The organism is Micromonospora sp. DT68 (assembly GCF_049847245.1).
GTDB lineage: Bacteria > Actinomycetota > Actinomycetes > Mycobacteriales > Micromonosporaceae > Micromonospora > Micromonospora profundi.
The window spans coordinates 38,985-64,345 of sequence record NZ_JBNCNZ010000018.1 but is presented as its reverse complement, the minus strand read 5'-3'; the positions used below and the strand labels follow the sequence as shown (position 1 = coordinate 64,345).

The window sequence follows — 25,361 nt, the reverse complement described above, 5'->3', positions numbered from 1 at the left end:
TTCAGGCAACCCTCCGAGGCGGGCGAGCCCCGGTGACCCCCACTCCGCATGGAGGCAACAACGATGAGCCAGGCGACAGCGCCGACAGCGGCGCCCGGCGTCGTGGACATGACCCACCGGCAGATCCTGGAGGCTCTCTCCGGCCTGCTGCTGGGCATGTTCGTCGCGATTCTCTCCTCAACTGTGGTGTCGAACGCACTGCCGCGGATCATCACCGAACTGCGCGGCGGCCAGTCCGCGTACACCTGGGTGGTCACCTCTGCCCTCCTCGCGACCACCGCAACAACCCCTATTTGGGGCAAACTTGCCGATCTGGTCAGCAAGAAGACACTCGTCCAGTTGTCGCTGGTGATCTACGTACTCGGCTCCGTGCTGGCCGGGGCGGCGCAGGGCACCGGCGAGCTGATCGCGTGCCGGGTGCTGCAGGGCATCGGCGCGGGCGGTCTCACCGCACTGGCCCAGGTGATCATGGCCACCATGATCGCGCCGCGTGAGCGTGGTCGCTACAGCGGCTACCTCGGTGCGGTGATGGCGGTCGGCACCATCGGCGGCCCGCTCATCGGTGGCGTGATCGTCGACACCTCGTGGCTCGGCTGGCGCTGGTGCTTCTACGTCGGCGTGCCGTTCGCCATCGCCGCGCTCGTCGTCCTCCAGAAGACGCTGCGCCTGCCGGTGGTCAAGCGCAAGGCCCAGATCGACTGGTGGGGCGCCACGCTCATCACGGCGGCCGTCTCGGTGCTGCTGATCTGGGTCTCGCTCGCCGGCAACCAGTTCGCCTGGGCCTCCGGGCAGAGCGTCGTCATGGTGCTCGGCGCCCTGGTGCTCGCCGCGCTGGCGATCCGGGTGGAGACCCGGGCCGCCGAGCCGATGATCCCGCCACGGCTGTTCCGCAACCGCACCATCGTTCTCGCCGTCGTCGCCAGCATCGCGGTCGGCGTGGGCATGTTCGGCGCCTCGGTCTTCCTCGGCCAGTACTTCCAGATCAGCCGCGGACAGAGCCCGACCATGTCCGGCCTCATGACCCTGCCCATGATCCTCGGCCTGCTTGTCTCCTCGACGCTGAGCGGCCGGATCATCACCCGCACCGGGCGCTGGAAGCGGTTCCTGGTGCTCGGCACGGCACTGCTCACCGCCGGTTTCGCGCTGATGGGCACCCTGCGGGCCGACACCAGCTTCACCCTGCTCTCCGTCTACATGGCGTTGATCGGCATCGGACTGGGCATGACCATGCAGAACCTGGTCCTCGCCGTGCAGAACACCGTCGACCCGCGCGAACTCGGCGCGGCCAGCTCGGTGGTGGCGTTCTTCCGCAGCCTCGGCGGCGCGATCGGCGTCTCCGCGCTCGGCGCGGTGCTCGCCCACAAGGTCAAGGACTACACGGCAGCCGGCCTGTCGCAGCTCGGCATCCCCGCGTCCAGCTCCGGCAGCGGCGGGAGCCTGCCCGACGTGCACGCCCTGCCCGGCCCGATCCGGCTCGTGGTGGAGAGCGCGTACGGCCACGGAGCCGGCGACATCTTCCTGGCCGCCGCCCCCTTCGCGCTCATCGCGCTGATCGCGGTGACCTTCATCAAGGAGGTGCCGCTGCGGCAGCACAACAGCTCACCGACGACAGGCGACGTGGAGCGGGAGCCGACTGTGGAGGTGGCGGCATGAGCGTGGGAGCACCGGACCGCGAGGAGTTCGGCCCTCGGACCCGTCCGCTGCCGTTCGAGCGGGGCACGGACGGGCCCCGGGTCGTCCTGGTCGGCGTGGACGGCACCCGCACCTCCGAGCGGGCCGGCGCGTACGCCGCCGGCCTGGCCCGCCGGCAGGGCGCTGCCCTCGTGGTGGTCTTCGTGAGCTCGCCCAGCGGGTTGACAGCCCTGGTGCCCGGAATGGACGCCGCCGCGGTCCAGCGCACCCACGACGAGCTGGCCGACGAGTTGCGCCGCGAGTGCCGGCGCGGAGCCGAGGAGTGGAAGCTCCCGGTGACCTTCCTGTGCCGGCGCGGCGACGCGTACGCCGAGCTGTGCGCGGCGGCCGACGAGTGCCAGGCCGACATGGTCGTGGTGGGCGCCTCCGAGCAGGCCGGTCACCGGCTTGTCGGCTCGGTCGCGACCCGCCTGGTCCGCACCGGCCGCTGGCCCGTCGTCGTGGTGCCCTGAAAACCCGTCGCGGCTGTCGGCCGTACTAGGCAGGATGCCGCGCATGACCTGGACCGCACCGGAGATCACCCGGACCCCCGAACCGTACGTCGGCGACGAGCGCACCATGCTCGAAGGCTGGCTCGACTACCACCGGCAGACGCTGCTGCTCAAGTGCGCCGGGCTGACCGAGGAGCAGTTGCGCACGCCCAGCGTGGAACCGTCCACGCTGACCCTGCTCGGCCTGGTCCGGCACCTGGCCGAGGTGGAGGCCTGGTGGTTCCGGGAGAGCTTCGCCGGGCAGCAGGTCGACTACCCGTACTTCACTCAGGAGAATCCGGACGCCGATCACGACGTCAGCGCCGCCGACGCCGAAGCGGACTTCGCGATCTTCCAACGCGAGGTGGCGCTTGCCCGGGAGGCGACCGCCGGTCGTTCCCTCGACGAGACCTTCGTCGAGATCGGCTCCAAGAAGCGCACCTTCAACCTGCGCTGGGTCTACGTGCACATGATCGAGGAGTACGCCCGGCACAACGGGCACGCCGACCTGATCCGGGAAAGGATCGACGGCGCCACCGGCGACTGACAGGCGCTCAGTAGTCCAGGGCCGCCCGCAGGTAGCGCAGGTCGGCGTGACCGCCCCAGCGGTGCGCCGACAGGCCGGCCGCGCGGGCGCCCCGGATCGCCCAGTCCTCGTCGTCGACGAACAGGACCCGGGCCGGCGGGGTCCGGACGGCCACGCACGCCGCCTGGAAATACTCCGGCGCGGGCTTGTGCACGCCGAGCGTCGAGGAGTTGACCACCACGTCCACCTCGTCGGCGAGGTCGAGCGCGGCGAGGTCGGCGTCGAGCAGGTCGGTGGCGTTCGTGGCCAGACCGACCCGGATCCCTGCGGCGCGCACCTCCCGGACGAAGTCGAGCACCTCGGTGTCCACCTCACCCCGGTAGCGCTGCCACTGCTCCACTGCCGCGCGAGCCCGGTCGGGGCCACCGGCCGGCTCGGTGAGCGCGTCGGCCACGCTGCTCATCCAGTCGGCGTGGCTGACCTGCCCGGTGAGCACCGGCTGGAGCCGACCCCACTGCATCGCGATCTCGCTGAGCACACCGTCGGCAAGGCCGTACTCCCGTTCCACCCCGGCGGCGACCGCCGGATCCCACCGGCGCAGCACGCCATCCAGATCCAGCAGGAGCGCCGTCGCGCGTTCCCGAGCCACTACCCGTTCTCCTCGCCGCGGCTGTGCCGCTGGTCGTCCTCGTCGGCCCGGTTGAGCCGTTGACTGATCACCTGGGTGACCCCGCTGCGCATGGTCACGCCGTAGAGCGCGTCGGCGATCTCCATGGTCCGCTTCTGGTGTGTGATGACGATGAGCTGGCTCTTCTCCCGCAACTGTGCCAGCAACGTGATCAACCGGCCCAGGTTGACGTCGTCCAGGGCCGCCTCCACCTCGTCCATGATGTAGAACGGGCTGGGCCGGGCGCGGAAGATCGCCACCAGCATGGCCACCGCTGTCAGCGACCGCTCGCCACCGGAGAGCAGGGACAACCGCTTGATCTTCTTGCCCGGCGGGCGGGCCTCCACCTCGACACCTGTGGTGAGCAGGTCGTCGGGGTCGGTGAGGATCAACCGACCCTCGCCGCCGGGAAAGAGCACTGTGAACACCTGCTCGAACTCCCGCGCCGTGTCGGCGAACGCGCTGGCGAAGACCTCAAGGATCCGCTCGTCCACGTCCTTGACCACCGTGAGCAGATCCCGCCGGGTGGCCTTGAGGTCCTCCAACTGCTCGGAGAGGAACTTGAAGCGCTCCTCAAGCGCGGCGAACTCCTCAAGGGCCAGCGGGTTGACCTTGCCCAGCAGGGCCAGCTCCCGTTCGGCCTTGGCGGCCCGCTTCTCCTGCACCGGCCTCTCGTAGCGGACCGGCTCGGGCACCGGCAGGCCGTCGCGTTCGGCTGTCGCGACGTCGACAGGGGTCGGTGGGACGGGCTGGGTCGGCCCGTACTCGGCGACGAGGGTCTCCACGTCCAGCCCGAAATCCTCGGCCGCCTTCGCCTCCAACTGCTCGATGCGCAGCCGCTGTTCGGCGCGGGCCACCTCGTCGCGGTGCACCTGGCTGGTCAGCCGCTCCAGCTCCGCGCCGAGTCGCTTGGCTGCCCCGCGTACCTCCTGGAGTTCCGCCTCGCGGGCGGCCCGTTCCCGCGCCACCTCGTCGCGGTGCTCCTCGGCCGTAGCGATCGAGGTGGTGAGCCGGGTGAGCGCCTCCCGGGCGCCACCGGCGACGGCGCGGGCGATGCCCGCGCCCCGGGTGCGCGCGGCCCGCCGGGCTGCGGCGCGCTCCCGGGCGGCGCGCTCCGCGGTGGCCTGCCGGGCCAGCGAGTCGGCCCGGCCGGCGATCGAGGAGACCCGCTCCTCGGCGGTACGCACCGCGAGCCGGACCTCCATTTCGTTCTGCCGGGCCTGCGGCACCATGGCGGCGAGCTGGTCCCGCTCCTCGGTGGAGGGCTCGGCGTCGACGGGCGTCTCCTCGGCCAGGCGCAGCCGCTCCTCCAGCTCGGCGAGCGCTTCGAGGTCCCGCTGTCGGGCCGCCTCGGCGCGGGCCCGGGACTCGCCCAACCGGTCGGTCTCCGCCTTCGCCGAGCGGGCCGCCGCGCCCAGCTCGGCCAGCCGGCGGGCGGCGGCGTTGCGGTGGCTCTCCGCCTCGCGCTTCTCGGCGGCTGCGTGCTGCACTGCCTCCTTGGCGGCGGTCACCTCGGCGCGCGCCTCGACGAGTTGCTCGCGCAGCTCGGCACCGGAGCGTTCGGCGGCGAGCCGGTTGGTACGCGCCTCCTCGACGGCCGCCTGCACCTCGATGTAGCTCGGCGCCTTGGCCGACCCACCGGCCGCCGCGTACGCCCCGACCACGTCGCCGTCGGGGGTGACCGCGCGCAGCTCGGGGTTGCCGGCGACCAGCTCGGCAGCGGCGGCGAGGTCGTCGACGAGCGCCACGTCGCGCAGCGCCCGGTGCACAGCGGGGCGCAGCTCGGCCGCGCACTCGACGAGGTCGGGCGCCCAGCGGGCACCGTCGGGCAGCTTCGGGCGCAGCGCGTCGGCGGAGCCGGTCATGCCGGGCCCCGCCGGGCTGCCGACGAGCAGGCCTGCCCGCCCGGCGTCGGAGATCTTCAGCAGGCGCATCGCCTCGACGGCCTCGTCCACACCGCTGATGGCGACCGCGTCGGCGAGCCCGCCGAGCGCTGCGGCAAGCGCGGCCTCGTGCCCCGGAGCGACGGTGAGCAGCCCGGCGAGGCTGCCGAGCAGGCCCGGTACGTCCCCGGCGCGGGCCAGCAGCGCGCCGGCGCCGTCCTTGCGCCGCAGACCGAGTGCCAGCGCCTCCTCCCGGGCCTTCCAGGTGGCGGCGTCCTTCTCGGCGGCCCGCTCGGCGTCGGCGAGCGACCGGACGCCTGCCTGCGCCCGCTCCTGCACCGCGACGGCCTCGGCGTGCCGGGCGTCCAGGTCGGCGTTGTCCCGGTCCGCCTCGGTGGACTGCGCGGCCACCGCGTCCAGGTCGGCCTGTGCCTTCTCGGCGCGGCCCAGCGCGTCGGCGTGCGCCACGGCGAGCCGTTCGATCTCCTCACCGGCGCTCGTGGTGCGGGCACGGGCCGAGTTGACCTGGCCGGTGAGCCGGGCCATGCCCTCGCGCCGGTCGGCGATGGCCTTGGCGGCGGCGACAAGCTCCCGCTCGGCGGCGGCGAGCTGCCGTTCCAGCTCCTGACGGTGCTCGACGGCCTCGGCCAGCCGGATCTGGTCGTCGGTAAGTGCCGCGCGCAGCTCCTCCTCCTGCTCGCGGACCCGCTCCGACTCGGCCTCCAGCTGGTCCGGGTCCCGGCCGGGGCGCTCGTCGTCGCCGGTGGCGCTGAGGTGCCGCAGCCGCTCCCGGGCCAGCTGTTCGATCGAGCGGAAGCGTTCCTGGAGGGCGGACAGCTTGTACCAGGTGTCCTGGGCGGCGGCGAGCAGCGGAGCGTCCTCGGCCAGCGCCGCCTCCAACTCGCCGAGCCGGCCCTGCACCTCGGTGTGCTCGCCCTCGATCTGCTCGCGCCGCTCCCGCAGCGCGGTCTCGTCGGCGATCTCCCGGTCGAGGGTGGTCCGCAGGGTGGCGAGGTCGTCGGCGAGCAGCCGGAGCCGGGCGTCGCGCAGGTTGGCCTGGATGGCGGCGGCACGGCGGGCCACCTCCGCCTGGCGGCCCAGCGGCTTGAGCTGGCGGCGCAGCTCGGCGGTCAGGTCGGTCAGGCGGTTGAGGTTGACCTGCATGGCGTCGAGCTTGCGCAGCGCCTTTTCCTTGCGCTTGCGGTGCTTGAGGACGCCTGCCGCCTCCTCGATGAACGCGCGGCGGTCCTCCGGCTTGGCGTGCAGCATGCCGTCGAGCCGGCCCTGGCCGACGATGATGTGCATCTCCCGGCCGATGCCGGAGTCCGACAGCAGTTCCTGGATGTCGAGCAGCCGGCAGGAGTTGCCGTTGATCTCGTACTCGCTCTCGCCGGAGCGGAACATCCGGCGGGTGATCGAGACCTCGGTGTACTCGATTGGCAGCGCGCCGTCGGTGTTGTCGATGGTGAGGGTGACCTCGGCGCGGCCCAGCGGCGCGCGACCGGCGGTGCCGGCGAAGATCACGTCCTCCATCTTGCCGCCGCGCAGCGCCTTGGCGCCCTGCTCGCCGAGCACCCAGGCGATGGCGTCCACGACGTTGGACTTGCCGGAGCCGTTGGGGCCCACCACGCAGGTGATCCCGGGCTCCAGCTTCAACGTCGTGGCGGAGGCGAAGGACTTGAAGCCCCGCACCGTCAGACTCTTGAGATACACCTTCTCGATCCTCGTCCGGTGGCCGCCGTACCGTCGCCGGCTGCGGGGACCTGGGTGAACCCGCAGACTAACCCGATGGCGGGAGCCGTTCGGCACGCGACCCGCCCCGGGTCGTGCCGGCAGTGGGCCGGACCGCCTCTGCGGCTGTGACCGGAAAGACAAAGCGCATTCATGATCAGCCCGCTGGTACGCGTATTTCCGGAAACCGACCGGGTGGATGACGCGGCACCGAATACAAGATCACGAATCATCGGCAGTGGAAAAGGGGCCGGACAGCGTTGCGCGCCGGCACGGAGGTGTCGGCGCGCATTTTTGCGGTGGTGCGATTCAGTTTTCCGACCCGGAGATCAGGTCAGCGCCGGCTCGGCGAGACGAAGCAGATCGTCCGCTTCCGCCGCTGCCGCCGCGAGCCGATCATTGTCGGCACGCAGACGCGTGATCTCGAACTCCAGTGCCTGAACCCTGGCACGCAGTCGGGTGACCTCGTCGAGCAGACGCCGGTCGGGCGCTGCACCTACGTGGCCGTAGAGGGCCTTCGCCATGCTGACTCCTTGATATGCGCTGCCGGAAAGGCCGGCCAACGCGCGCCCATTTGTACGCGGCTGCCATTCCAGGTGTATCTGGGCATGACCGGGCGCGACTGGCGACACCTATATATTGAGCCGCTAACCCCTCGTTCGTCAAGTTCTCGCAGGCCGTAGATCATCTCCACGTCGACCTGTCCACTTGTCGGGGGGGCTGCCACAAGGCACGGACACGCTCTGTCCGGACACCTTTACTGTACGCCCGGATTCCCGGAAGTCCGCCCCTCGGCGTCCGACTTCCCCTTAACTCTTCCTTAGCCACGTTGCCGCAGCTCGTTGGCGAGTCGTAGCGTCACCCCGGCCAACAACCGACCCCGTGGAGGCATGGCGTGCACGGCTGGACCGACCCGATGGACCCGAACGGCGCACCCCGGCGCGCCGAGCGGCCGACCGACGAGCCGGACTGGCTGAGAGATCGCCCGGAGCCCCGCTCGGCCTACCTCTTCGGCGACGACCCCGACCAACCCGGCGACGATTGGCACCACGCGGAGCCCACCGCCCGGTGGCAGCCGGCGCCCATGGAGGAGCCCACCGCCGCGGAGGCCACCGGCGGCTGGGCGGCACCGACGAGCGCCGTGCCCATTGACGCGGAGACAAGCGGCGATTGGCGGACCGGCACCGGCGACGAGGGCCGGGCCGGCGAGGGCCGACACCGCTCGCCCCGGCGCTGGCGTCGCCCGCTGCTGATCGGCGGCGCCGCCGCGGCCGCCACCCTCGTGGTGAGCTTCGGTGTGGGCGCGCTCGCCCTGCCCGGCGGGGACGGGTCGACAGTTGAGCCGACCGCTGTCGACGACACCGTCGCCGCCGCGCCCGCCGAGCAGGCCGAGGAACTGGCCGGCGACACCCTTGTCGCCCCCTCCCCCACCGCCACGCCCAGCACGGCACAGCCGGCCCCGACGCCGAGCAAGGTCGTCAAGCCCACCCCGGCGCCGTCGCGCTCCACCGCCGCGTCACGGCGTACCGCCCCGCGCAGCACCGCGCCGAGCAGCACCGGCGGCTCGGGCGGCGCCTCCGGCACGGTGAGCGCCCAGGCTCGCGAGGTGGTGGACCTGGTGAACGCCGAGCGGGCCAAGGCCGGCTGCAACGCGCTGAGCATCGACGACAAGCTGATGACCGCCGCGCAGCGGCACAGCCAGGACCAGGCCGACCACAAGAACATGTCGCACACCGGCAGCGACGGCAGCAACCCCGGCGTCCGGCTGGACCGGGTCGGCTACGCCTGGCGCACCTACGGCGAGAACGTGGCCTGGAACCAGCAGTCGCCGGCCAGCGTGATGAGCGCGTGGATGAAGAGCACCGGCCACCGGAAGAACATCCTGAACTGCGCGTTCACCGAAATCGGCGTCGGCATCGCCAGCAGCAACGGCCCGTACTGGACGCAGGTCTTCGCGGCGCCGCGCTGACCGCGCGTCGTCCGCGCCCCCGCGCTCGTTTGACCCGGTGAGGTACGTCGGGCCGGAGCGCGGGGCGGCGTACCGGCCGGCGGCGACGGGCCGCCCAGGACCCGGGAGCTGCCGATGCGGATCCGGCCGCGGCGACGAACCGCCGTACGCCCGCTGCGTCGGATCGTGTCGGCAGGCGTCGCGCTCGTCCTGGTGCTACCCGTGTACGGCTGCCGGGCCGAGCTGACCCCGCCCGGTGCACCAACCCCGTGGCCGGCCGGGCAGGCCCGCCACTGGCAGTGGCAGTGGCAGCTCAGCGGCCCGCTCGACCCGACAGTGGAAGCGGACGTCTTCCTGCTCGACCCCGTGGCCACCACCGCCGCGCAGACCGCCGAGCTGCGCTCGCGCGACCGCCGGTTGATCTGCCAGGTGTACGTCGGCTCGGTGCGTTCGACCGACCCGGACGCCAGCCGGTTTCCCGCCGCCGTACAGGGCTCGGCCGCACGCCGACCTGACAGCCGGTGGCTGGACGTACGGGGATGGGACGCTCTGGAGCCGGTGCTTGCCGACCGGTTCCGGCTCTGCCGGGGCAAGGGCTTCGGCGCTGTGGCGTTCGCCGACGCCGACGGGTACGAGCACCGCACCGGCTTTCCCCTCGGCTTCGACGACCAACTGCTGTTCAACCGTCGGCTGGCGCAGCTGGCCCGGTCGCTTGACCTCTCACCCGGGCTGACCAACGCAGTGCCGCAGCTCGCGGCGCTTGCCCCCGACTTCGACTTCGTCGTGAACGAGGAGTGCGTCCGGCTGGACCAGTGCGCCAAGCTGCTGCCGTTCGCCGACGCGGGTAAGCCTGTCTTCCACGTCGAATACACGGGCTCGACCGACGACTTCTGCGTCACCACTGTCGGCTACGGCTTCGCGTCGATCCGCAAGGAACGGACGTTGAACGCCTGGCGGGAGGCGTGCGCGCTGCCCTGACACGGTCGGCCGGGCCACAGTCGTGGCCCGGCCTACTCGCGCCTGGGTCAGGGCACCGCCACCAGCTCCGGCGCGGCTGCCGGCGGATCGGCCGGGGCCGGCTTCGGACGCGGGCGCCGGAAGCGCGGCGCCCACCAGTTGGCGTCGCCGAGCATGGTCATCAGCGCCGGCAGCACCACGGCACGGATGATCGTGGCGTCCAGGAGGATCGCCGCCGCCAGGCCGATGCCGAGCTGCTTCATGTCGATGGTGCTCAACGTGGCGAAGATCGAGAACACGCCGACCATCACGATGGCCGCGCTTGTCACCACCCCCGCCGACGAGGTGATGCCGTACGAGACCGCATCCCTTGTGGACATGCCGGCCAGGACCCCCTCACGGATCCGGCTGACCACGAACACGTGGTAGTCCATCGAGAGGCCGAAGAGCACCACGAAGAGGAACAGCGGCAGCCAGGACACGATCGCGCCCATCGACGTGAAACCGAGCAGCCCCTCGGCCCACTCACCCTGGAACACCAGCACGACAAGCCCGTACGCGGCACCGGCGGAGAGCAGGTTCAGCAGGATCGAGCTTGCCGCCACCACCACCGACCGGAAGGTGAACACCATGACGAGGAAGGTGAGCACCAGCACGAACCCGATCACCAGCGGCAGCTTGCTCTTGATGTGCTGCGCGTAGTCCTCGCTGTCGGCAACGCTGCCGCCCACCGCGTACTCGATCCCGGGAATGCCCCGCAGCTCGGCCGGGACGAGGTCGTCGCGCAGCTTCTCCAACGACTGCACCGACCGGTCGTCCCGGCTGGCGTACGGGGTGGCGATGTCCAGCACCGACACCTGCCGGTCGGCCGACACCTCGATCTTCGGGCCGTCCGCCTCGGCGGCGGCGAACAGCGGGTCACCGGCGGCACGGCCGGCCAGGCCGGTGAGCGCGGCGTGGACCCGGTCGGCCTGCTCGGCAGGCGCGCGGACCGCCACCACATGGTTGGTGCTGGTGCTCGGGAAGGCCGCGGTGAGCCGGTCGTACGCCTGCATCGCCGGCGTGGTTCGCGGCAGGTCCTCCATGCCGGGGAACTTCAGCTTCATGCCGAGCGCGGGTGCGGCGAGCGCGAGCAGCAGGCCGACCGAGATGACGAGGGTCGCGACCGGTGCGCGCAGCGCGGGCCGGAGCACCGCCGGCCAGAGTCGGGGCGCGCGGGGTGCGCCGTTGCGGTCGGTACGCGGCGCGGTCAGGCGCCAGAGCAGCGGCACCCGGGGACGGTCGACCCAGCGACCGAGCCTGGCCAGCAGGGCCGGCAGCACTGTCAGCGAGCCGATCACCGCGACGGCGACCACGAGGATCGAGCCGACGGCCAGGGACGAGAAGACCACGTCGCCGGCGAGCAGCAGCCCGGCCATCGAGATGATCACCGCAAAGCCGGAGACCACGACGGCGTGCCCGGAGGTCTCCGCGGCGATCTCGACAGCGTCCAGGCCGGAACGACCCTTTGCCCGCTCCTCGCGTTCCCGGCGGATGTAGAACAGCGAGTAGTCGACACCGACAGCCATGCCGATCAGCAGGATCACCGGTGCGGTGGTGTCGGTGGCCGGCACCAGGTGCGAGGCGAAGGTGGACAGACCCATCGCGGCGGCGACCGAGGAGAGCGCCAACAACACCGGCACGCTCGCGGCGATCAACGCGCCGAACGCGATGATCAGGATGGCAAGTGTGACAGGCAGGCTGAGCAGCTCGGCGCGCTTGAAGTCCTTGCCCAGGGTGTCGTCGAGGGCCTGGTTGATCGACGGGCCGCCGACCTGCTCGACGCGCAGCGCCGGATGCGCGCCCTGCACCGTCGCTGTCGCGTCCCGCAGCGGCTGCACCCGGTCCGACGCGGTCCCCGGATCACCGGACATGGTGATCGGCAGCAACACCGCCGACGCGTCCCGCGCGGTGACCGGTTGGCCGACCCCGGCGACCCCCGGGACGGTACGCAGCCGGGCCGCCGCGTCGTCGGCCGCCGTCTTCGCAGCCACCAGGTCCAGGGACCCGTCCCGGGCGGTGATGAGTACGTTCTCCACGGCCGGGTCGTCGAAGGCTCCGGAGTCGACGATCACGCCGGCCCGCCCCGCCTCGCCGATCGCCTGGTCGTTGTTCGTCGCCTCGTTGAGGCCGACGGCGTTGCCGCCCACGAAACACACCGCCACGAACACGGCCCACAGCGCGATCGCCCGCCACGGATGCTCGGCGCTCCACCGCGCCATCCGCACCGTCACCGGTCTTGCGCCCATCTCGGGTCCCCCTGTCACGTCAGCCCTTGTCAACGGTGCTGACGCTAGGGACGGGACGGGACGATCACATCGGGGATCGGCCCCGGCCTGCCCCGGAGTCCCTCCACGATGGGTGGTGGGCCCTCGGGGTCGGTGTCAACCCCCCACCCGGTCCCCTAATCGGGGGACGATCCGGGGAGCCGGCCGCAACCCGCCGACGCCGACCCGGAGGCCGCTCCGGGTCATCCCCGAAGGGAGCCCCTGGGCCGGGGCTGACAACGCGGGCAGCTGTACGAGGAGCGGTTCATGAACGCCTCTCGGCGGACGGGCGTGCCACACCGCCGGCACGGCTCGCCCTCGCGGCCGTACACGTTCAGCTCCCTGTCGAAGTAGCCGCTCTCGCCGTTGACGTTGACGTAGAGGGCGTCGAAGCTGGTGCCACCCTCCTTGATCGCCTCAGCGAGCACGTCGCGGACGTGGCCGAGCAGGCGCTGGGCTGCCGGGCCGGTCAGCGCGTCGGTGGGCCGGACGCCGTGCAGCCGGGCGCGCCAGAGCGCCTCGTCGGCGTAGATGTTGCCCACCCCGGAGATCAGCGTCTGGTCGAGCAGGGCGCGCTTCACCTCGGTCCGCCGACGGCGCAGCGCGGCGACGAAATCCGTGTCGGAGAACTCCGGGTCCATCGGGTCGCGGGCGATGTGCGCGATCTCCGCGGGCAGCTCGGCGCCACCTTCACTCACCGAGAGCCCACCGAACGTGCGCTGGTCGACGAAGCGCAGCTCCGGCCCGTCATCGGCGAACCGGAACCGGACCCGCAGGTGGGTCTCGTCCGGAGTGCCGGGCGGCTGGAGCAGCAACTGCCCGGACATGCCGAGGTGCCCGATCACCGCGTCGCCGCTGTCCAGCGGAAGCCACAGGTACTTGCCGCGGCGGCGGACGTCCAGCACGGTCCGGTCGGCGAGCACGTCGGCGAAGTGCGCCCCACCCGGGACGTGCCGCCGGACGGCGCGCGGGTGACGGACCTCGACCGAGGCGATCCGCCGACCGATCACCCACTGGGCGAGCCCCTGCCGTACGGTCTCCACCTCAGGCAACTCAGGCACGGCGTACACCGGTTTCGTGGCCGTCGGCGCCCCCGGCCGGCATGGACTGCGCCAGGTGGTCGGCCTGCTCGCTCTGTGCCGCCCGCTCGGCGCGCTCCAACGGCCCGAACGACCCGTCCCCGTCGGTCAGGTCGGTCGGCTGGTCCCGGTGGTCGGCGCTGGCCTGCCCGTTCGGGCTGTCCTGGCTGTCCTGGCCTTCGTCGTCGGGGCCGTCCTGCTCGGCGAGCGTCCGCCAGGCCGCCTCGGCAGCCCGCTGCTCGGCCTCCTTCTTGCTGCGCCCCTCGGCGCCGCCGTACCGGTTGCCGGCCACCACGACCCAGGCGGTGAACGTCTTCAGGTGGTCCGGACCGGTGCCCTCGATGCGGTACTCCGGAACGCCGAGCCCCAACGCCGCGGTCAACTCCTGGAGGCTGGTCTTCCAGTCCAGGGCGGCGCCCCGGCCCGCCGACTCGGCCATCAGCGGGTCGAAGAGCCGGTGGATCACGATCCCGGCGGTGTCCAGCCCGTACTGGAGATAGATCGCGCCGAGCAGCGCCTCAAGCGTGTCGGCGAGGATGCTCGCCTTGTCCCGCCCGCCGGTGGTCTCCTCGCCCTTGCCGAGCAGCAGGTACGCGCCGAGGCCGTCCGGCCCCAGCCCGCGCGCCACGTCGGCGAGCGCCCGCATGTTGACCACGCTGGCCCGCAGCTTGGCCAACTGGCCCTCGGGCAGGTCGGGGTGGTTGTGGAACAGCGCCGTGGTGATCACGACGCCGAGCACCGAGTCGCCGAGGAACTCCAGCCGTTCGTTTGTCGGCAGGCCACCGTTCTCGTACGCGTACGAGCGGTGGGTCAGCGCCCGTTCCAGCAGGTCCGGCTCGATGCTGACGCCAAACGCGGCTTCCAGGTGACCGACGGACGCCCGCCGCCGCTTGTCGTTGCTCATGATGTACGTACCTCGGTGTCGGTGGAGCGGTCGGAGCGATCGGCCACGGCGTCGCCGTCGAGCAACGCGGAAACCAGGTCGGTGGCGCGTCTCCGCCACAGGTGGGCGGCGAGGGCGATGCCGGAGGCGACGTCGTCGGCGCCGGCGGAGCCGTGGCAGACGACCACCGTTCCGGCGACGCCGAGCAGAGCGGCGGCACGGGGCGCGCCGCCACCGACGGGCGGGCCGCCGGCCATCGCGTACGCGCCCTCGATCGCCTTGAGCAGCACGTTACCGGTGAAGCCGTCGGTGACCACCACATCGGCGCGCGCGCCGAGCGCCACGTCGTACCCCTCGACCATGCCGACGTAGTGCGCGCCGCCGGGCAGCGGCTCGACGGCGAGCAGGGGGTCGGTGGCGCGGCGTACCCGGTCGCCCTTGCCGGCCTCGGTGCCGACCGAGAGCAGGCCGACCCGGGGCGCGGGGATCGAGTGGGCGACCGCGGCGTACGCGGCGCCGAGAACGGCGTGCCGGGCGAGGGTCGCCGGGCGGGGCTCCAGCGTGCCGCCGACGTCGAGCAGCACTACCGGGCCGGCGACCGCGGGCAGGGTGGCGACCAGGGCGGGTTGGCGGATCTCGGGCCAGCGACCCAGGCCGAGCACGGCGGCGGTGACAGTGGCGCCGGTGGCGCCTGCGGAGACCAGCGCGTCAGCGGTGCCGTCGCGGACGGCGGTGACGACGGCCCGGACGGTGCTCTCCGCGCGGGCAGCGCTTGGATGGTCGGCCATGCCGACGGCATCGCGGACCGGCCGCACGGTGATCCGGGCCCGCTGGGCCGGGCCGAGGGCAGCGATCAGCTCGTCGGCGACCTCGGTCGGGCCGACGAGCAGCAGGTGCAGGTCAGGGTCGGCGCGCATGGCCCGCAGAGCGCCGTCAACCACGACGGCGGGAGCGTCGTCCCCGCCGAGGAGGTCAACGGCGATCCGCGCGGTGCCCCGCTCCGCCGGAACACCGGCCGGGTTGGGCCGGCCGGTGTCGGAGGGAGCCGGGGCACCGGGCGAATGCCAGGGTGCGCGCGCCGCCCGACCTGGGGTCGGGGGCGTCACTCGGCGTCCAGGTCAGACCTCGAGAACCTGGCGGCCGTTGTAGGTGCCGCAGACGGAGCAGGCGGCGTGCGGCAGCTTCGGGGACTTGCACTGCGGGCACGCGACGGTCGCGACCACGGTCGCCTTCCAGTTCGCCCGGCGGGACCGGGTGTTGCTGCGCGACATCTTGCGCTTGGGGACGGCCACGGTTCTTACTCCTCTGTACGGGTCAGTTGCGACAGGCCCGCCCAACGCGGGTCGATCTGCTGGTGACTGTGGTCGGCCGGCAGATCGTCCCAGTGCGCCCCACATTCGGGGCACAGTCCTGGGCAGTCCTCCCGGCAGCGCGGGTTGGTCGGCAGCGTGAGCACCAACGCGTCCCGCAGCGCCGGCTCCAGGTCGATCAGATCGCCCTGCATCCGGCCCACCTCGTCCTCGTCGGTCGTGGCGTCCGTGGTGCTGTTCTCGTACGCGTACAGCTCCTGGATCGTCACGGCCATCGAGTTGTTGATTTCGCGCAGGCAACGCCCGCACTCGCCCCGGACGGGACCGGTGATGGTCCCCGAGACGAGCACACCTTCGGACACCGACTGCAACCTCAGATCGAGGGTGAGGTCCGCGCCCTCCGGCACGCCGATCAACTCCACACCGAGGTCCGCCGGTGCCGGCACGACCCGCTGGACCTCACGCAACGCGCCAGGGCGGCGCGGCAGGTCCCTCGTGTCGAGGACCAGCGGCGACCTGGGGTCGAGTGTCGATGGCGAGTGCTTGGGCATAGTCAGACTCCGGCCGGTGAGAGGCCGACAAAAAAGGTTACCTGGGCGACCGCCGGACCGTCGAACCGGGGGCGACGCCCGCCCTTGAGTGTCGGCTGGTGAGGTGCCGCTCAGAAGGGTAGCGGGCGTTCCGCCTCATCCCCACCGAAGGTGCCGATCTCCCGCAGCGCGTGCATCTTGTCGCGGCCACGCTCTATCGAGGCGAGCGCCCGGGTGAGGAACTGCTCGAAGTTGGCAAGGGCCGTGTCGACGTAGTCGTCGACCTCCTCGCGCAGACGCTGCGCCTCGGCCCGCGCTTCGGCGATGATCCGGGCCCCCTCGTGCTCGGCCGACACGGTGATCTCGTTCACCGAGACCAGGCGGGCGTGTTCTGCCTCACCCTCGCTGATGATCCGGTCCGCCTCGCGCTTGCCCGCTTCCATGATCTTGTCGCGCTCGTCGAGGAGCGCGGCGGCGCGGCGCAGGTCGGCGGGCAGGTCGGCACGCATCTCATCGAGAGCGGCGATCATCTCACCCCGGTCGACCATGCAGTTGTTGCGCGACATCGGGACGGAGCGGGCCTGCTCCACCATGGCGATCAGTTCGTCGATGCGATCGAGCGGGTCCACCGGTACCTCACTCCTGTCGTTCGTCGGCCGACCTCCATGATGCGGGCTACGGCCGGTTCCCTGCTCCACCAATCATGTCGTGCCCGCCCCACCCACGCCCCATCCACCCCAACCCGGCGCGTCGCGCCCTCATCGCGCTCCGCGATCCTGGCACCGCCGAAACCCGTCGATCTTGCACTTTCTGCCTCGACAATTGCCGCACCTACGCACATTCCCGCGACCACAACTGCAAGATCGCGGGAGTGGAAGGCGGGGTGCGGGGTGGGGGCGGGCTAGGGGTGGGGGGTTAGGCGGGCTTGTAGGGCTTCTCGCACTGTGTCGGGGACGTGGGCGGAGATGTCGCCGCCCCACTTGGCCACGTCCTTGACGAGGCTGGAGGAGAGGAACGAGTAGAGGGGGTTGGTCGGCATGAACAGCGTCTCAACCCCGGCCAGCCCGATGTTCATCTGGGCCATCTGCAACTCGTAGTCGAAGTCGCTGACCGCCCGCAGGCCCTTGATCAGCACACTCGCCTGCTGGGCCCGGCAGAAGTCGACGAGCAACCCCCGGAACGACTCCACCCGCACGTTGCCGTACGAGGAGGTCACCTCGCGGAGCATGTCGATCCGCTCCTCGACGGTGAACAGGCCACTCTTCGACTGGTTCACCAGCACGCCGACGATCACCTCGTCGAAGAGCCGGCTGGCCCGACCGATGATGTCGAGGTGACCGTTTGTCACAGGGTCGAACGAGCCGGGACACACCGCGCGTCTCATGATCGGCGACCGTACCAAAGCGTGGTCTCGCCGTAACGGCGGCTACGCCCGGGGGTGATGCCCTCCACCCAGTCGAACTGCCTGGTCCGGCTGGACCGCTCCACCACCACGAGCGCGTCGGGCGCCAGCCAGCCGCCGTCGACAAGCGCTGTCAACAGCGCGGTGATCTCCGCGTCCGGCACGGCGTACGGCGGGTCGGCGAAGACCACGTCGTACGGTCCGCCGTCCGGGCCGGCCGCCAGCGCTGTCGCCACCTTGCCGGCGACCAGTCGGACGGCCGCACCGGCCCGCAGTGTCGCCACGTTCTCGCGAATCACCCGGGCAGCCCGGGGATCGGACTCCACGAGCAGGACGTGCCGGGCGCCCCGGGACAGCGCCTCCAGCCCGACCGCGCCGGAACCGGCGTACAGGTCGGCGAAGCGCACGCCGTCGAGGTCGACCTCGGCCTGCACGGCGCTGAAGAGCGCCTCGCGGACCCGATCCGATGTGGGTCGGGTGCCCGCACCGGGTGGTGCGGCGATCCGCCGGCCGCCGAGTGTCCCGGCCACGATCCGGGTCATCGCCTCCTCCTGCTCATGGCCCCGACGCTACGCGACCCGCCGAGGGCGGCAACCGACACGGTAGGTATCGACACGATGATCACGTGATCACTTCTCGTATATCAATGATCTCAAATTCATATCATTAGCCTTAGTGAATCCTGAGGCCTGTATCACTCGCGGCGATCTCGCTAGGGTCTGCCGGGTGCCGGCGGCAACCCACCGGCCCACGGCATCGGGAGGGCGCTTCACCGTCCGGACGTGCAGCGACCGTCCACCGTCCCCCCTGCCACACCCCTGACGCTTCAGCACTCCAGGAGTACCCGTGATCCGTCCCAAGCTGTCGCTACGGCGACCGCTGGCCGTCCTGGGAGCCGCCCTCATCGGCCTCGCCGGGGTCGTCGCGGTGGCCGCCCCAGCCAGCGCGCACCACACGACCATCACCGCCACCGCCGACTGCGACAAGCGCACCGGCGAGCGCGTGATCACGTGGAAGGTGGAGAACAGCGAGCGCGACAAGGCCGTGACGCTCAAGAGGGTGACCTCCGAGCCCGCGACCGAGGTGACAGTGCCCGTCCGGGGCGCAACCTCCGTACCCCTTCAGGGTTACGTCATCGAGAAGCGCGGCTCCGTGCAGGCCGTCCAGCGGGTGCCCGGTGACACCGCCACCGCCAAGCTGACGGTGTTCGGCAAGTGGCAGAAGAACGGCAAGGAAGCCACCAACGAGGGCAGCGTCAACCTCGCCGCCGACAAGTCCTGCACGCCGGCCCCGAAGTGCGTCGACGCCAGCAAGGCCAAGTACAGCCACAAATTCGACGGCCCGAAGGGCACCGCCACCGTCAAGCTCGACGGTGACCTGCCGCTGTGCGGCGAGGGCAAGCAGTGGTTCACGCTGGTGTCGTACTTCGCGCCGCGGCCGCAGTTCGCCACCCCGCAGTACGTGTACGGCACGCCGGACAGCGACTGGATCGGCGGCACCCAGACCGAGATCGAGCTGAACGTCGAGATCCCGGACTGCCACACCCAGGTCGACCTGATCTGGGGTGACGGCGAGCAGGTCATCGACCCGCTGGTCGAGGGCGGCAAGCGGTACGACAACAAGAAGCTCGGCTCGCCGGGCGCGCCGGGCAACCGGTCCAAGGGCGTGCAGGGCTGGTACAACGGCGGAGACAAGAGCTGCACCACCCCGGCGTCGACCTTCGCGTCCAACTGCGACGGATCGGTGGCCGTCTCGCTGAGCAACGACGGCAAGATCAGCAAGTACCCGGTCGAGTTCGAGGTCAAGGGCGAGGACGGCTGGTCCAAGAAGGTCTCCGTCGAGGCGGGCAAGGCCGACAACAGCATCGTGGTGCCGGCTGCCAACGCCGGCAAGATCGAGGTGCTTGTCGACGGCAAGGTGGTGGAGAACGGCACGTACTCGTGGCAGCGCCCCGAGGACTGCCCCCTGCCGGCCGTCACCACCGAGGCCGACTGCAAGAACTTCGCGCTCACCGTGACCAACCCCGAGGGTGGTCTCCCGGTGAAGGCCACCTTCACCTACGGCGACAAGACCGAGACCCGTACGGTGGCCGCCGGCGGCTCGGAGAAGGTGACCTTCAAGGCCGGTAAGGCCGAGTCGGCGCTCGTCACCCTGCCGGAGATGGACCTGGAGCTGGAAGCCATCTACACGCCGGAGGAAGACTGCGGCGGCGGTGGCGGTGGCGGCGACGAGCCGGGTCTCCCGGTCACCGGTGCGGCGGCCGGCGGCATCGCCGCCGGTGCGATCGCCCTGCTGATCGCGGGCGCGGTGTTGTTCGTCATCGCCCGGCGGCGTCGGGTGACCTTCACCGCCTGACCTTTTCGGCCCACGGGCGCGTCGACCAACCGGTCGACGCGCCCGTGGCCTGTTCGGGTCCACTTCGGAAGGGGCGACGCCGGGCTCGACAGTGACCGGACGAACACGTATCGGCGATCAATGATCACGAATCAGTTAAGTTGCCTTCCGGCAATGATCTGAACTCCCCAGATTCACCATTGATCAGTACAGTCACCCTCTGTTCCCGCCTCGCGCGGGAGCATCCCGCGTCGCGACGCCCCGTTGAGCAGACGACCCGCACAGGCGTCCCGCCTCCCGGCCTCCCGCACGCGATCCGTACTCCCCCTCACCAGGAGCCTGCGTGAACCCTCCCAAGTCTCCGTTGCGGCGCATCGCGGCCATCGCCGCCGGCGCGCTGATCGGTCTCGTCGGTGTCGGCGCCCTCGCCGCGCCCGCCAGTGCGCACCACCCCGAGCCTTCCGGCACCTACTGCCTGGCCGCAGACGGCCTGACCACTGTGACGTGGAAGGTCGGCAACAGCGAGAACATCACTGCCGAGGTCACGGCGCTCAAGTCCAACGTGCCGAACGAGTTCAGCGGCAACCTGGCCGTCGGCGCCACCCTTCCGAAGAAGGGCGAGGGTTTCCTCACCGCCACCCAGACCCACCGCTTCAAGGAGCGGAAGCCGAAGATCGAGCTGATGGTCGAGGCCCGGTGGGTGCGCCCCAACCGGATCGTGACCGAGCACCGGACGGTGGCGGCAAAGCCGGCCGGTAACTGCGCGGCCCAGCCCACCACGCCGCCGGCCAGCCCGACGCCGACCGCCACGCCGACCGTGAGCGCGTCGCCCACCCCGAGCGTGCCGGCGTCGCCCAGCCCCAGCGCGACCACTGTCTCCCCGACGCCGACCCAGAGCCCGTCGGAGACCCCGACGGCTCCCTCGGTACCGGTCGAGCCGGTGGGCACTGTCGAGTCGACCTGCGACAAGCTCACCTTCACGGTGGAGAACCCCGCCGACGGTGAGACCGTCACCCTCACCCTGACCCCGAACAAGGGCGAGGTGAAGACGCTCACCGTCAAGCCGGGCGAGACCGGCTCTGTCTCGTTCCCCGCGACCGAGGGCCTCACCGTCACTCCGGCCGCCGATGGTCTCGACGACACCGAGCCGATCGCGTGGGAGAAGCCGGCCGAGTGCGACGGTCAGGGCGGTGGCCTGCCGCTCACCGGCGCGAACACCACCATGATCGCCGGCGGTGCCGTCGTGCTGCTGGCCGCCGGTGCTGGCCTGTTCGTGATGGCGCGCCGTCGCCGGCTCCGCTTCACCGTCTGAACCGAACCGCGCTGAAACCCGAGGGCGCGTCGACCACCCGGTCGACGCGCCCTCGGGCATTTCCGCCTCGGCCCGCAGTTCGGCTCAGCCGCAGTTCGGCGCCTCTCGCGGTCAGCGCAGTGACCGGCGGCGACACCGAGGACAGGTCTCATGCGCGTCCTTTGCTCTGCTTAACTCGACGCAACGGTCGCTGTCCGCATACCGGACGTTGCCTGTTGCGTCCGTTGAAGCAGAGCAAAGGACGCGCGGAGGTACCACCGCCGGGCAGGCATGACGGCAGGCAGACGTGACGATCCAACCCAGCCCATTTCGACCGCCACGAGAAGGTGCGGCAGAGCCTTTAGACGCAGTCAGCCCTTTTCCAGGTACTCGGCGCGGTCCTCGTCGACAAGGGCCGCGACCGACGCGGCAAGCGCCGGATTACCTGTCAACTCCGGGTCGTCCTCGATCAACGTGATCGCCTCAGCGCGAGCGTCGCGGATCAGGTCGGCATCGCGCCGCAGCGACAGCAGCCGCAGGTGCGAGCGGTGTCCCGACTGGGTGGCACCCAGCACGTCACCTTCGCGGCGCTGCTCCAGATCGAGCTCGGCGAGCTTGAAGCCGTCGCTTGTGGATGCGACCGCGTCCAGCCGTTCGCGCGCCGGCGACCCCTCGGCCGCCTCGCTTACCAGCAGGCAGAGCCCGGCGGCGGAGCCCCGGCCGACCCGGCCCCGCAACTGGTGCAGTTGTGAGACACCGAACCGGTCGGCGTCCAGCACGATCATCACTGTCGCGTTCGGCACGTCCACGCCGACCTCGATGACAGTGGTCGCCACAAGCACATCCAGGTCACCGGCGGCGAAGGAGCGCATCACCGCGTCCTTCTCGTCGGCCGGCAGGCGGCCGTGCAGCACCCCGATCCGCAGCCCGTGCAGCGGCCCGTCGGCAAGCAGCGGGGCCACCTCGGTCACGGCGAGAGGCGGGCGACGGCCGTTGTCGTCAAGCGGCGGTTCCTCGTCCTCCGACGTCGGGCCCTCCCCGATCCGCGGGCACACCACGTACGCCTGATGGCCTGCGGCCACCTCCTCGCGCAGCCGGCGCCACGCCCGGTCCAGGAAGGCCGGCTTCTCGGCGGCCGGCACCACGTGCGAGGCGATCGGCGACCGCCCTCGGGGCAGCTGGGAGAGGGTGGACACCTCCAGGTCGCCGTAGACGGTCATCGCCACAGTGCGCGGGATCGGGGTGGCCGTCATCACCAGCACGTGCGGCGGCTGGGCGGCCTTTGCCCGCAACGCGTCGCGCTGCTCCACGCCGAAGCGGTGCTGCTCGTCGACCACCACCAGACCCAGGTCGGCGAAGTCCACCCCCTCGTAGAGCAGGGCGTGGGTGCCGAGCACGATGCCGGCGTTGCCGCTGGCCACCTCGCCGAGCGCCCGGCGTCGGGCCGCCGCACCAAGCGACCCGGTCACCAACTCGACGCGTGTGGCGTGCTCGGCGGAATCCAGCTCGCCGGCCCGGCCCAGCGGCCCGAGTAGGTCGAGCATGCCGCGGTGGTGCTGCGCGGCCAGCACCTCGGTGGGCGCCAGCAACGCGGCCTGCCCACCCGCGTCGACCACCTGGAGCATCGCCCGCAGCGCCACCACCGTCTTGCCCGAGCCCACCTCGCCCTGCAACAGGCGGTGCATCGGGTGCGGTGCGGCCAGGTCCTCGGCGATCTCCACGCCGACGTCACGCTGCCCGGCGGTCAGCTCGTACGGCAGTCGGGCGTCGAACGCGTCCAGCAGGCCGCCGGCGCGCGCCGGACGGGGGCGGGCCGGCCAGTCGGCGGCCCGGTGTTTGCGCTGCACAAGGGTCAACTGGACGGCGAACGCCTCGTCCCACTTGAGGCGCCGCCGCGCCCGGTACAGCTCCTCCTTGCTGGACGGCCGATGGATCTCCCGCAGGGCGGCGCCCAGGCCGACCAGGTTGCGGCTGGCCCGCACTGCGGCCGGCAGCGGGTCTTCCGGTGGGGTGAACGTGTCCAGTACGACACGCACGCAGCGGGCGATGACCCAGGTCGGAACGGCAGCGGCAGCCGGGTAGACGGGGATCAGCGCGCCGGCGAACTCCTCGATCTCGTCGCTGACCGCCGCCTCGCCTTCGCCGCCCTCGCCGAGCAGGACGTACTCCGGGCCGTTGAGCTGTCGTTTGCCCCGGAACTCGGTGACCTTGCCGGCGAACAGGCCCCACCGGCCCGGACGCAGCTCACGCTCGCGCCACGCCTGGTTACCGAAGAAGGTGAGCGTCAGCATCCCGCCGGAGCCGTCGCCGACTGTCACCTCCAGCAGGTTGCCCCGGCGCTGGCGCATGGGGCGTACGGCGGTGCGCTGCACCTGGGCCAGCACGGTGACCTGCTCGCCGACGTCCAGCGAGCGGATGTCGGTGTGCTCGCCGCGCTCGTCGTAGCGGCGCGGAAAGTGGTAGATCAGGTCACCCGCGGTGTGCAGGTCGAGCTGGGAGGCAAGGGCCTTGGCCGTCTTGTCGCCCACGAGCTTCTTCAGCGGAGTGTCCACCGTGGCCGGCTCACTCATTCGACCCCCACCAGGAGCGGATAGAACGGCTGGCCGCCCGGGTACGCGTGCACCTCGACGAACGGCCAGCGCCGCTCGACGTGCGCCCGGACGGCGTCGGTAAGCCCGGGAGGCGCGTCCACACCGGCCAGCAGTGTGACCATCTCGCCGCCGCCGCCGAGCATCTGGTCGACCACCGCGGCGCACGTGTCGGTGAGGTCGGCGCCGATGAGGTGCACCTCCCCTTCGACAAGTGCCAGCACGTCCCCCGGGCGGCACGGGCCGGCGACTGTCAACGCGTCGCGGCTCGCGTGGCAGACCTCGGCGTAGCGGCAGGCGCCGGCCGCCTCGGCCATCGCGATCACGTCGTCCTCGAAGCGGCGGGTGCCGTCGCGGACTGCGAGGGCCGCGAGAGCCTGCACCGGTGAGCGGGTCGGCACCACGCTGACCTTGATGCCGTGGCGGTGTGCCTCGCGGGCCGCCGCGCTCGCCACCGCCCCGGTGTTCGGGTTGTTGGGCAGCACCACCACACGGGCCGCGCCGGTGCCGCGTACCGCCTCCAGCAGTTCACCGATGGACGGGTTGCCCGGCACGACTGTGGCGCCCTCGGCGGCGAACAACTCGGCGATCCCCGCTCCGGTGGCGACCACAACTGCGGCACGACCGGCCTCGACCGGAACAGGGGGCGGCTCCGGCTGGTCGGCGAAGCGGGTCACCGAGATCCGGTACGGGCGGCCGGCAGCGACACCCGCCTCGATCGCCGCGCCCACGTCGTTGACGTGCACGTGCACGTTCCAGGTGGCGTCCGGCTCGCGCCCGTCGCCGACCACGACGAGCGAGTCCCCGAGCGTTGCCAGCGTCCGACGCAGCACGGCCACCGCGTCGGCCGGGGCGTCGAGCAGATACTGCACCTCGTAGGCGTACTCCTCGGAGCCGGTCTCCCTGGCGACCGCGGCGGCCGGCCGGGCGGTGCGCGGCGCCGGCGCGGGCCCGGTGGCGGTCTCCCCGGTGAGGACCTCGACCAGGGCGTCGAGCAGGACGCAGAGGCCCCTGCCGCCCGCGTCGACCACGCCGGCGCGGGCCAGGGCCGGCAACTGCTCCGGGGTACGCGACAGCGCCTCGGCCGCCGACCGCGCGGCGAGCCGGGCCACCGCCGGTAGGTCGTCGCTGTCGGCCCGCTCGGCTGCGGCGGCTGCCGCGGCGACCACCGTGAGGAGGGTGCCCTCCACGGGCTGGCCGACAGCGGCGTAAGCGGCGGTGGTCGCGGACCGCAGCGCGACGGTGAGGCCCCGACCGCGCACCGCCGGCACCGCGGCCACGGCGTCGGCGAAACCGCGCAGGATCTGCGAGAGGATCACACCGGAGTTGCCCCGCGCGCCGAGTAGTGCGCCCTGGGCCATCAGCCGCAGCGCGTGCCCGTGCGCGGTCGGGCCGCTGTCGGGGAGGGTGTCCAGGTCCATCGAGAGGGCCTGCTGGGCCGAGGTGAGGGTGAGCACCAGGTTGGTGCCGGTGTCGCCGTCGGGCACCGGATAGACGTTGAGCTGGTCGATCTCGCCCTGGTGACGCTTCAACGCGGCCAGCCCGCTCGCGCACCAGCGGCGGACCGCGGCGGCGTCGAGGGTGTCCAGCACGGCCAGAAGCCTACTGGCGCACACCGACACGCGTCGGACTCGCCGGGTGTGTCCGTCCGCCCACCGCCTCCGCCCACCGCCTCCCGCCCACCGCCGTCCGGCCGGGGCGGAGCGCTCCGGTACCGTTGCCGCCGGACCGGCCGCCACCAGGCGGACGGCCCCACCGGCAGGC

The 25,361-nt window shown here is 71.8% G+C and carries 21 protein-coding genes; 7 read left to right on the top strand and 14 right to left on the bottom strand.

From position 1 onward, the window contains the following. The first annotated feature begins 63 nt into the window (after positions 1-63). The 3 genes from ACPXB1_RS25915 to ACPXB1_RS25905 are packed head-to-tail and all read left to right on the top strand — an operon-like array spanning position 64 to position 2,709. Positions 64-1,653, top strand: coding sequence for an MDR family MFS transporter (locus tag ACPXB1_RS25915; RefSeq protein WP_355593683.1), 1,590 nt, complete (start codon positions 64-66; stop codon positions 1,651-1,653). Then, on the top strand, positions 1,650-2,144 hold the full coding sequence (locus tag ACPXB1_RS25910; RefSeq protein WP_355593681.1) for a universal stress protein: 495 nt from the start codon (positions 1,650-1,652) through the stop codon (positions 2,142-2,144). Before ACPXB1_RS25915 ends, ACPXB1_RS25910 begins: the two co-directional genes overlap by 4 nt. A 43-nt stretch (positions 2,145-2,187) precedes the next feature. Continuing rightward, positions 2,188-2,709, top strand: a complete 522-nt coding sequence (locus ACPXB1_RS25905) for a DinB family protein (protein ID WP_355593679.1) — start codon at positions 2,188-2,190, stop codon at positions 2,707-2,709. A gap of 7 nt (positions 2,710-2,716) precedes the next feature. Here ACPXB1_RS25905 and ACPXB1_RS25900 read toward each other — a convergent pair whose 3' ends face one another. The 3 genes from ACPXB1_RS25900 to ACPXB1_RS25890 all read right to left on the bottom strand — a co-directional run bounded on the left by ACPXB1_RS25900 (position 2,717) and on the right by ACPXB1_RS25890 (position 7,493). After that, a complete protein-coding gene (locus ACPXB1_RS25900) occupies positions 2,717-3,337 on the bottom strand; it encodes an HAD-IA family hydrolase (protein WP_355593677.1) in 621 nt (206 codons plus the stop codon). Beyond that, positions 3,337-6,951 carry a chromosome segregation protein SMC gene (gene smc, locus ACPXB1_RS25895; RefSeq protein WP_355593675.1) on the bottom strand — a complete coding sequence of 1,205 codons (3,615 nt, stop codon included), beginning with the start codon at positions 6,949-6,951 and terminating at the stop codon, positions 3,337-3,339. Before smc ends, ACPXB1_RS25900 begins: the two co-directional genes overlap by 1 nt. Before the next feature lie 347 nt (positions 6,952-7,298). Beyond that, complete coding sequence (locus tag ACPXB1_RS25890) at positions 7,299-7,493, bottom strand: hypothetical protein (protein WP_007456482.1); 195 nt, start codon at positions 7,491-7,493, stop codon at positions 7,299-7,301. A 371-nt stretch (positions 7,494-7,864) separates the two neighbouring features. Between ACPXB1_RS25890 and ACPXB1_RS25885 the strand changes: the two genes are divergently transcribed. Continuing rightward, the gene (locus ACPXB1_RS25885; protein WP_355593673.1) at positions 7,865-8,938 is read left to right on the top strand and encodes a CAP domain-containing protein; all 1,074 of its coding nucleotides are present in this window, start codon (positions 7,865-7,867) and stop codon (positions 8,936-8,938) included. A 114-nt stretch (positions 8,939-9,052) separates the two neighbouring features. Beyond that, a complete protein-coding gene (locus tag ACPXB1_RS25880) occupies positions 9,053-9,895 on the top strand; it encodes an endo alpha-1,4 polygalactosaminidase (protein WP_355593671.1) in 843 nt (280 codons plus the stop codon). A 47-nt stretch (positions 9,896-9,942) separates the two neighbouring features. On the opposite strand, the gene ACPXB1_RS25875 is transcribed toward ACPXB1_RS25880, so the two are convergent. From ACPXB1_RS25875 to rsmD, 9 genes are all read right to left on the bottom strand, one after another. Next, a complete protein-coding gene (locus ACPXB1_RS25875; protein WP_355632879.1) occupies positions 9,943-12,162 on the bottom strand; it encodes an MMPL family transporter in 2,220 nt (739 codons plus the stop codon). Between the two features lie 221 nt (positions 12,163-12,383). Continuing rightward, positions 12,384-13,241, bottom strand: a complete 858-nt coding sequence (mutM, locus tag ACPXB1_RS25870) for a bifunctional DNA-formamidopyrimidine glycosylase/DNA-(apurinic or apyrimidinic site) lyase (RefSeq protein WP_355593667.1) — start codon at positions 13,239-13,241, stop codon at positions 12,384-12,386. Continuing rightward, the gene (gene rnc, locus ACPXB1_RS25865) at positions 13,234-14,163 is read right to left on the bottom strand and encodes a ribonuclease III (protein ID WP_355593665.1); all 930 of its coding nucleotides are present in this window, start codon (positions 14,161-14,163) and stop codon (positions 13,234-13,236) included. The genes mutM and rnc overlap by 8 nt, the downstream gene beginning before the upstream one ends. Then, the gene (locus ACPXB1_RS25860; protein WP_355632882.1) at positions 14,160-15,125 is read right to left on the bottom strand and encodes a phosphate acyltransferase PlsX; all 966 of its coding nucleotides are present in this window, start codon (positions 15,123-15,125) and stop codon (positions 14,160-14,162) included. Before ACPXB1_RS25860 ends, rnc begins: the two co-directional genes overlap by 4 nt. Positions 15,126-15,260: 135 nt before the next feature. After that, entirely contained in the window at positions 15,261-15,434 is a 174-nt protein-coding gene (gene rpmF / locus ACPXB1_RS25855; RefSeq protein WP_030335284.1) for a 50S ribosomal protein L32, read from the bottom strand. A gap of 5 nt (positions 15,435-15,439) precedes the next feature. Further along, positions 15,440-16,003, bottom strand: a complete 564-nt coding sequence (locus ACPXB1_RS25850; protein WP_355593663.1) for a YceD family protein — start codon at positions 16,001-16,003, stop codon at positions 15,440-15,442. 110 nt (positions 16,004-16,113) lie between these two features. Continuing rightward, complete coding sequence (locus tag ACPXB1_RS25845; protein ID WP_210906964.1) at positions 16,114-16,611, bottom strand: hypothetical protein; 498 nt, start codon at positions 16,609-16,611, stop codon at positions 16,114-16,116. Positions 16,612-16,883: 272 nt separating this feature from the next. Continuing rightward, entirely contained in the window at positions 16,884-17,366 is a 483-nt protein-coding gene (gene coaD / locus ACPXB1_RS25840; protein ID WP_355593661.1) for a pantetheine-phosphate adenylyltransferase, read from the bottom strand. After that, the gene (gene rsmD, locus ACPXB1_RS25835; RefSeq protein ID WP_355632876.1) at positions 17,363-17,926 is read right to left on the bottom strand and encodes a 16S rRNA (guanine(966)-N(2))-methyltransferase RsmD; all 564 of its coding nucleotides are present in this window, start codon (positions 17,924-17,926) and stop codon (positions 17,363-17,365) included. The genes coaD and rsmD overlap by 4 nt, the downstream gene beginning before the upstream one ends. Before the next feature lie 304 nt (positions 17,927-18,230). On the opposite strand from rsmD, the gene ACPXB1_RS25830 reads away from it, so the two are divergent. Together ACPXB1_RS25830 and ACPXB1_RS25825 are read left to right on the top strand one after the other, a co-directional pair. Beyond that, complete coding sequence (locus ACPXB1_RS25830) at positions 18,231-19,739, top strand: cell wall anchor protein (protein ID WP_355632873.1); 1,509 nt, start codon at positions 18,231-18,233, stop codon at positions 19,737-19,739. Between the two features lie 322 nt (positions 19,740-20,061). Further along, complete coding sequence (locus ACPXB1_RS25825; protein WP_355630969.1) at positions 20,062-21,030, top strand: LPXTG cell wall anchor domain-containing protein; 969 nt, start codon at positions 20,062-20,064, stop codon at positions 21,028-21,030. Between the two features lie 350 nt (positions 21,031-21,380). Here the strand turns inward: ACPXB1_RS25825 and recG are convergent, their stop codons facing one another. Together recG and ACPXB1_RS25815 are read right to left on the bottom strand one after the other, a co-directional pair. Further along, the gene (gene recG / locus ACPXB1_RS25820; protein ID WP_355630966.1) at positions 21,381-23,579 is read right to left on the bottom strand and encodes an ATP-dependent DNA helicase RecG; all 2,199 of its coding nucleotides are present in this window, start codon (positions 23,577-23,579) and stop codon (positions 21,381-21,383) included. Further along, positions 23,576-25,189, bottom strand: a complete 1,614-nt coding sequence (locus ACPXB1_RS25815; protein WP_355630964.1) for a DAK2 domain-containing protein — start codon at positions 25,187-25,189, stop codon at positions 23,576-23,578. Before ACPXB1_RS25815 ends, recG begins: the two co-directional genes overlap by 4 nt. Positions 25,190-25,361 lie beyond the last annotated feature (172 nt).

What these genes read in the sequence shown, in the direction of transcription:
- ACPXB1_RS25915 (WP_355593683.1), top strand. Translation starts at nt 64, where the DNA reads ATGAGCCAGGCGACAGCGCCGACAGCGGCGCCCGGCGTCGTGGACATG.
- ACPXB1_RS25910 (WP_355593681.1), top strand. Translation starts at nt 1,650, where the DNA reads ATGAGCGTGGGAGCACCGGACCGCGAGGAGTTCGGCCCTCGGACCCGT.
- ACPXB1_RS25905 (WP_355593679.1), top strand. Translation starts at nt 2,188, where the DNA reads ATGACCTGGACCGCACCGGAGATCACCCGGACCCCCGAACCGTACGTC.
- ACPXB1_RS25890 (WP_007456482.1), bottom strand. Translation starts at nt 7,493, where the DNA reads ATGGCGAAGGCCCTCTACGGCCACGTAGGTGCAGCGCCCGACCGGCGT.
- ACPXB1_RS25880 (WP_355593671.1), top strand. Translation starts at nt 9,053, where the DNA reads ATGCGGATCCGGCCGCGGCGACGAACCGCCGTACGCCCGCTGCGTCGG.
- ACPXB1_RS25875 (WP_355632879.1), bottom strand. Translation starts at nt 12,162, where the DNA reads ATGGGCGCAAGACCGGTGACGGTGCGGATGGCGCGGTGGAGCGCCGAG.
- rnc (WP_355593665.1), bottom strand. Translation starts at nt 14,163, where the DNA reads ATGAGCAACGACAAGCGGCGGCGGGCGTCCGTCGGTCACCTGGAAGCC.
- ACPXB1_RS25850 (WP_355593663.1), bottom strand. Translation starts at nt 16,003, where the DNA reads ATGCCCAAGCACTCGCCATCGACACTCGACCCCAGGTCGCCGCTGGTC.
- coaD (WP_355593661.1), bottom strand. Translation starts at nt 17,366, where the DNA reads ATGAGACGCGCGGTGTGTCCCGGCTCGTTCGACCCTGTGACAAACGGT.
- rsmD (WP_355632876.1), bottom strand. Translation starts at nt 17,926, where the DNA reads ATGACCCGGATCGTGGCCGGGACACTCGGCGGCCGGCGGATCGCCGCA.
- recG (WP_355630966.1), bottom strand. Translation starts at nt 23,579, where the DNA reads ATGAGTGAGCCGGCCACGGTGGACACTCCGCTGAAGAAGCTCGTGGGC.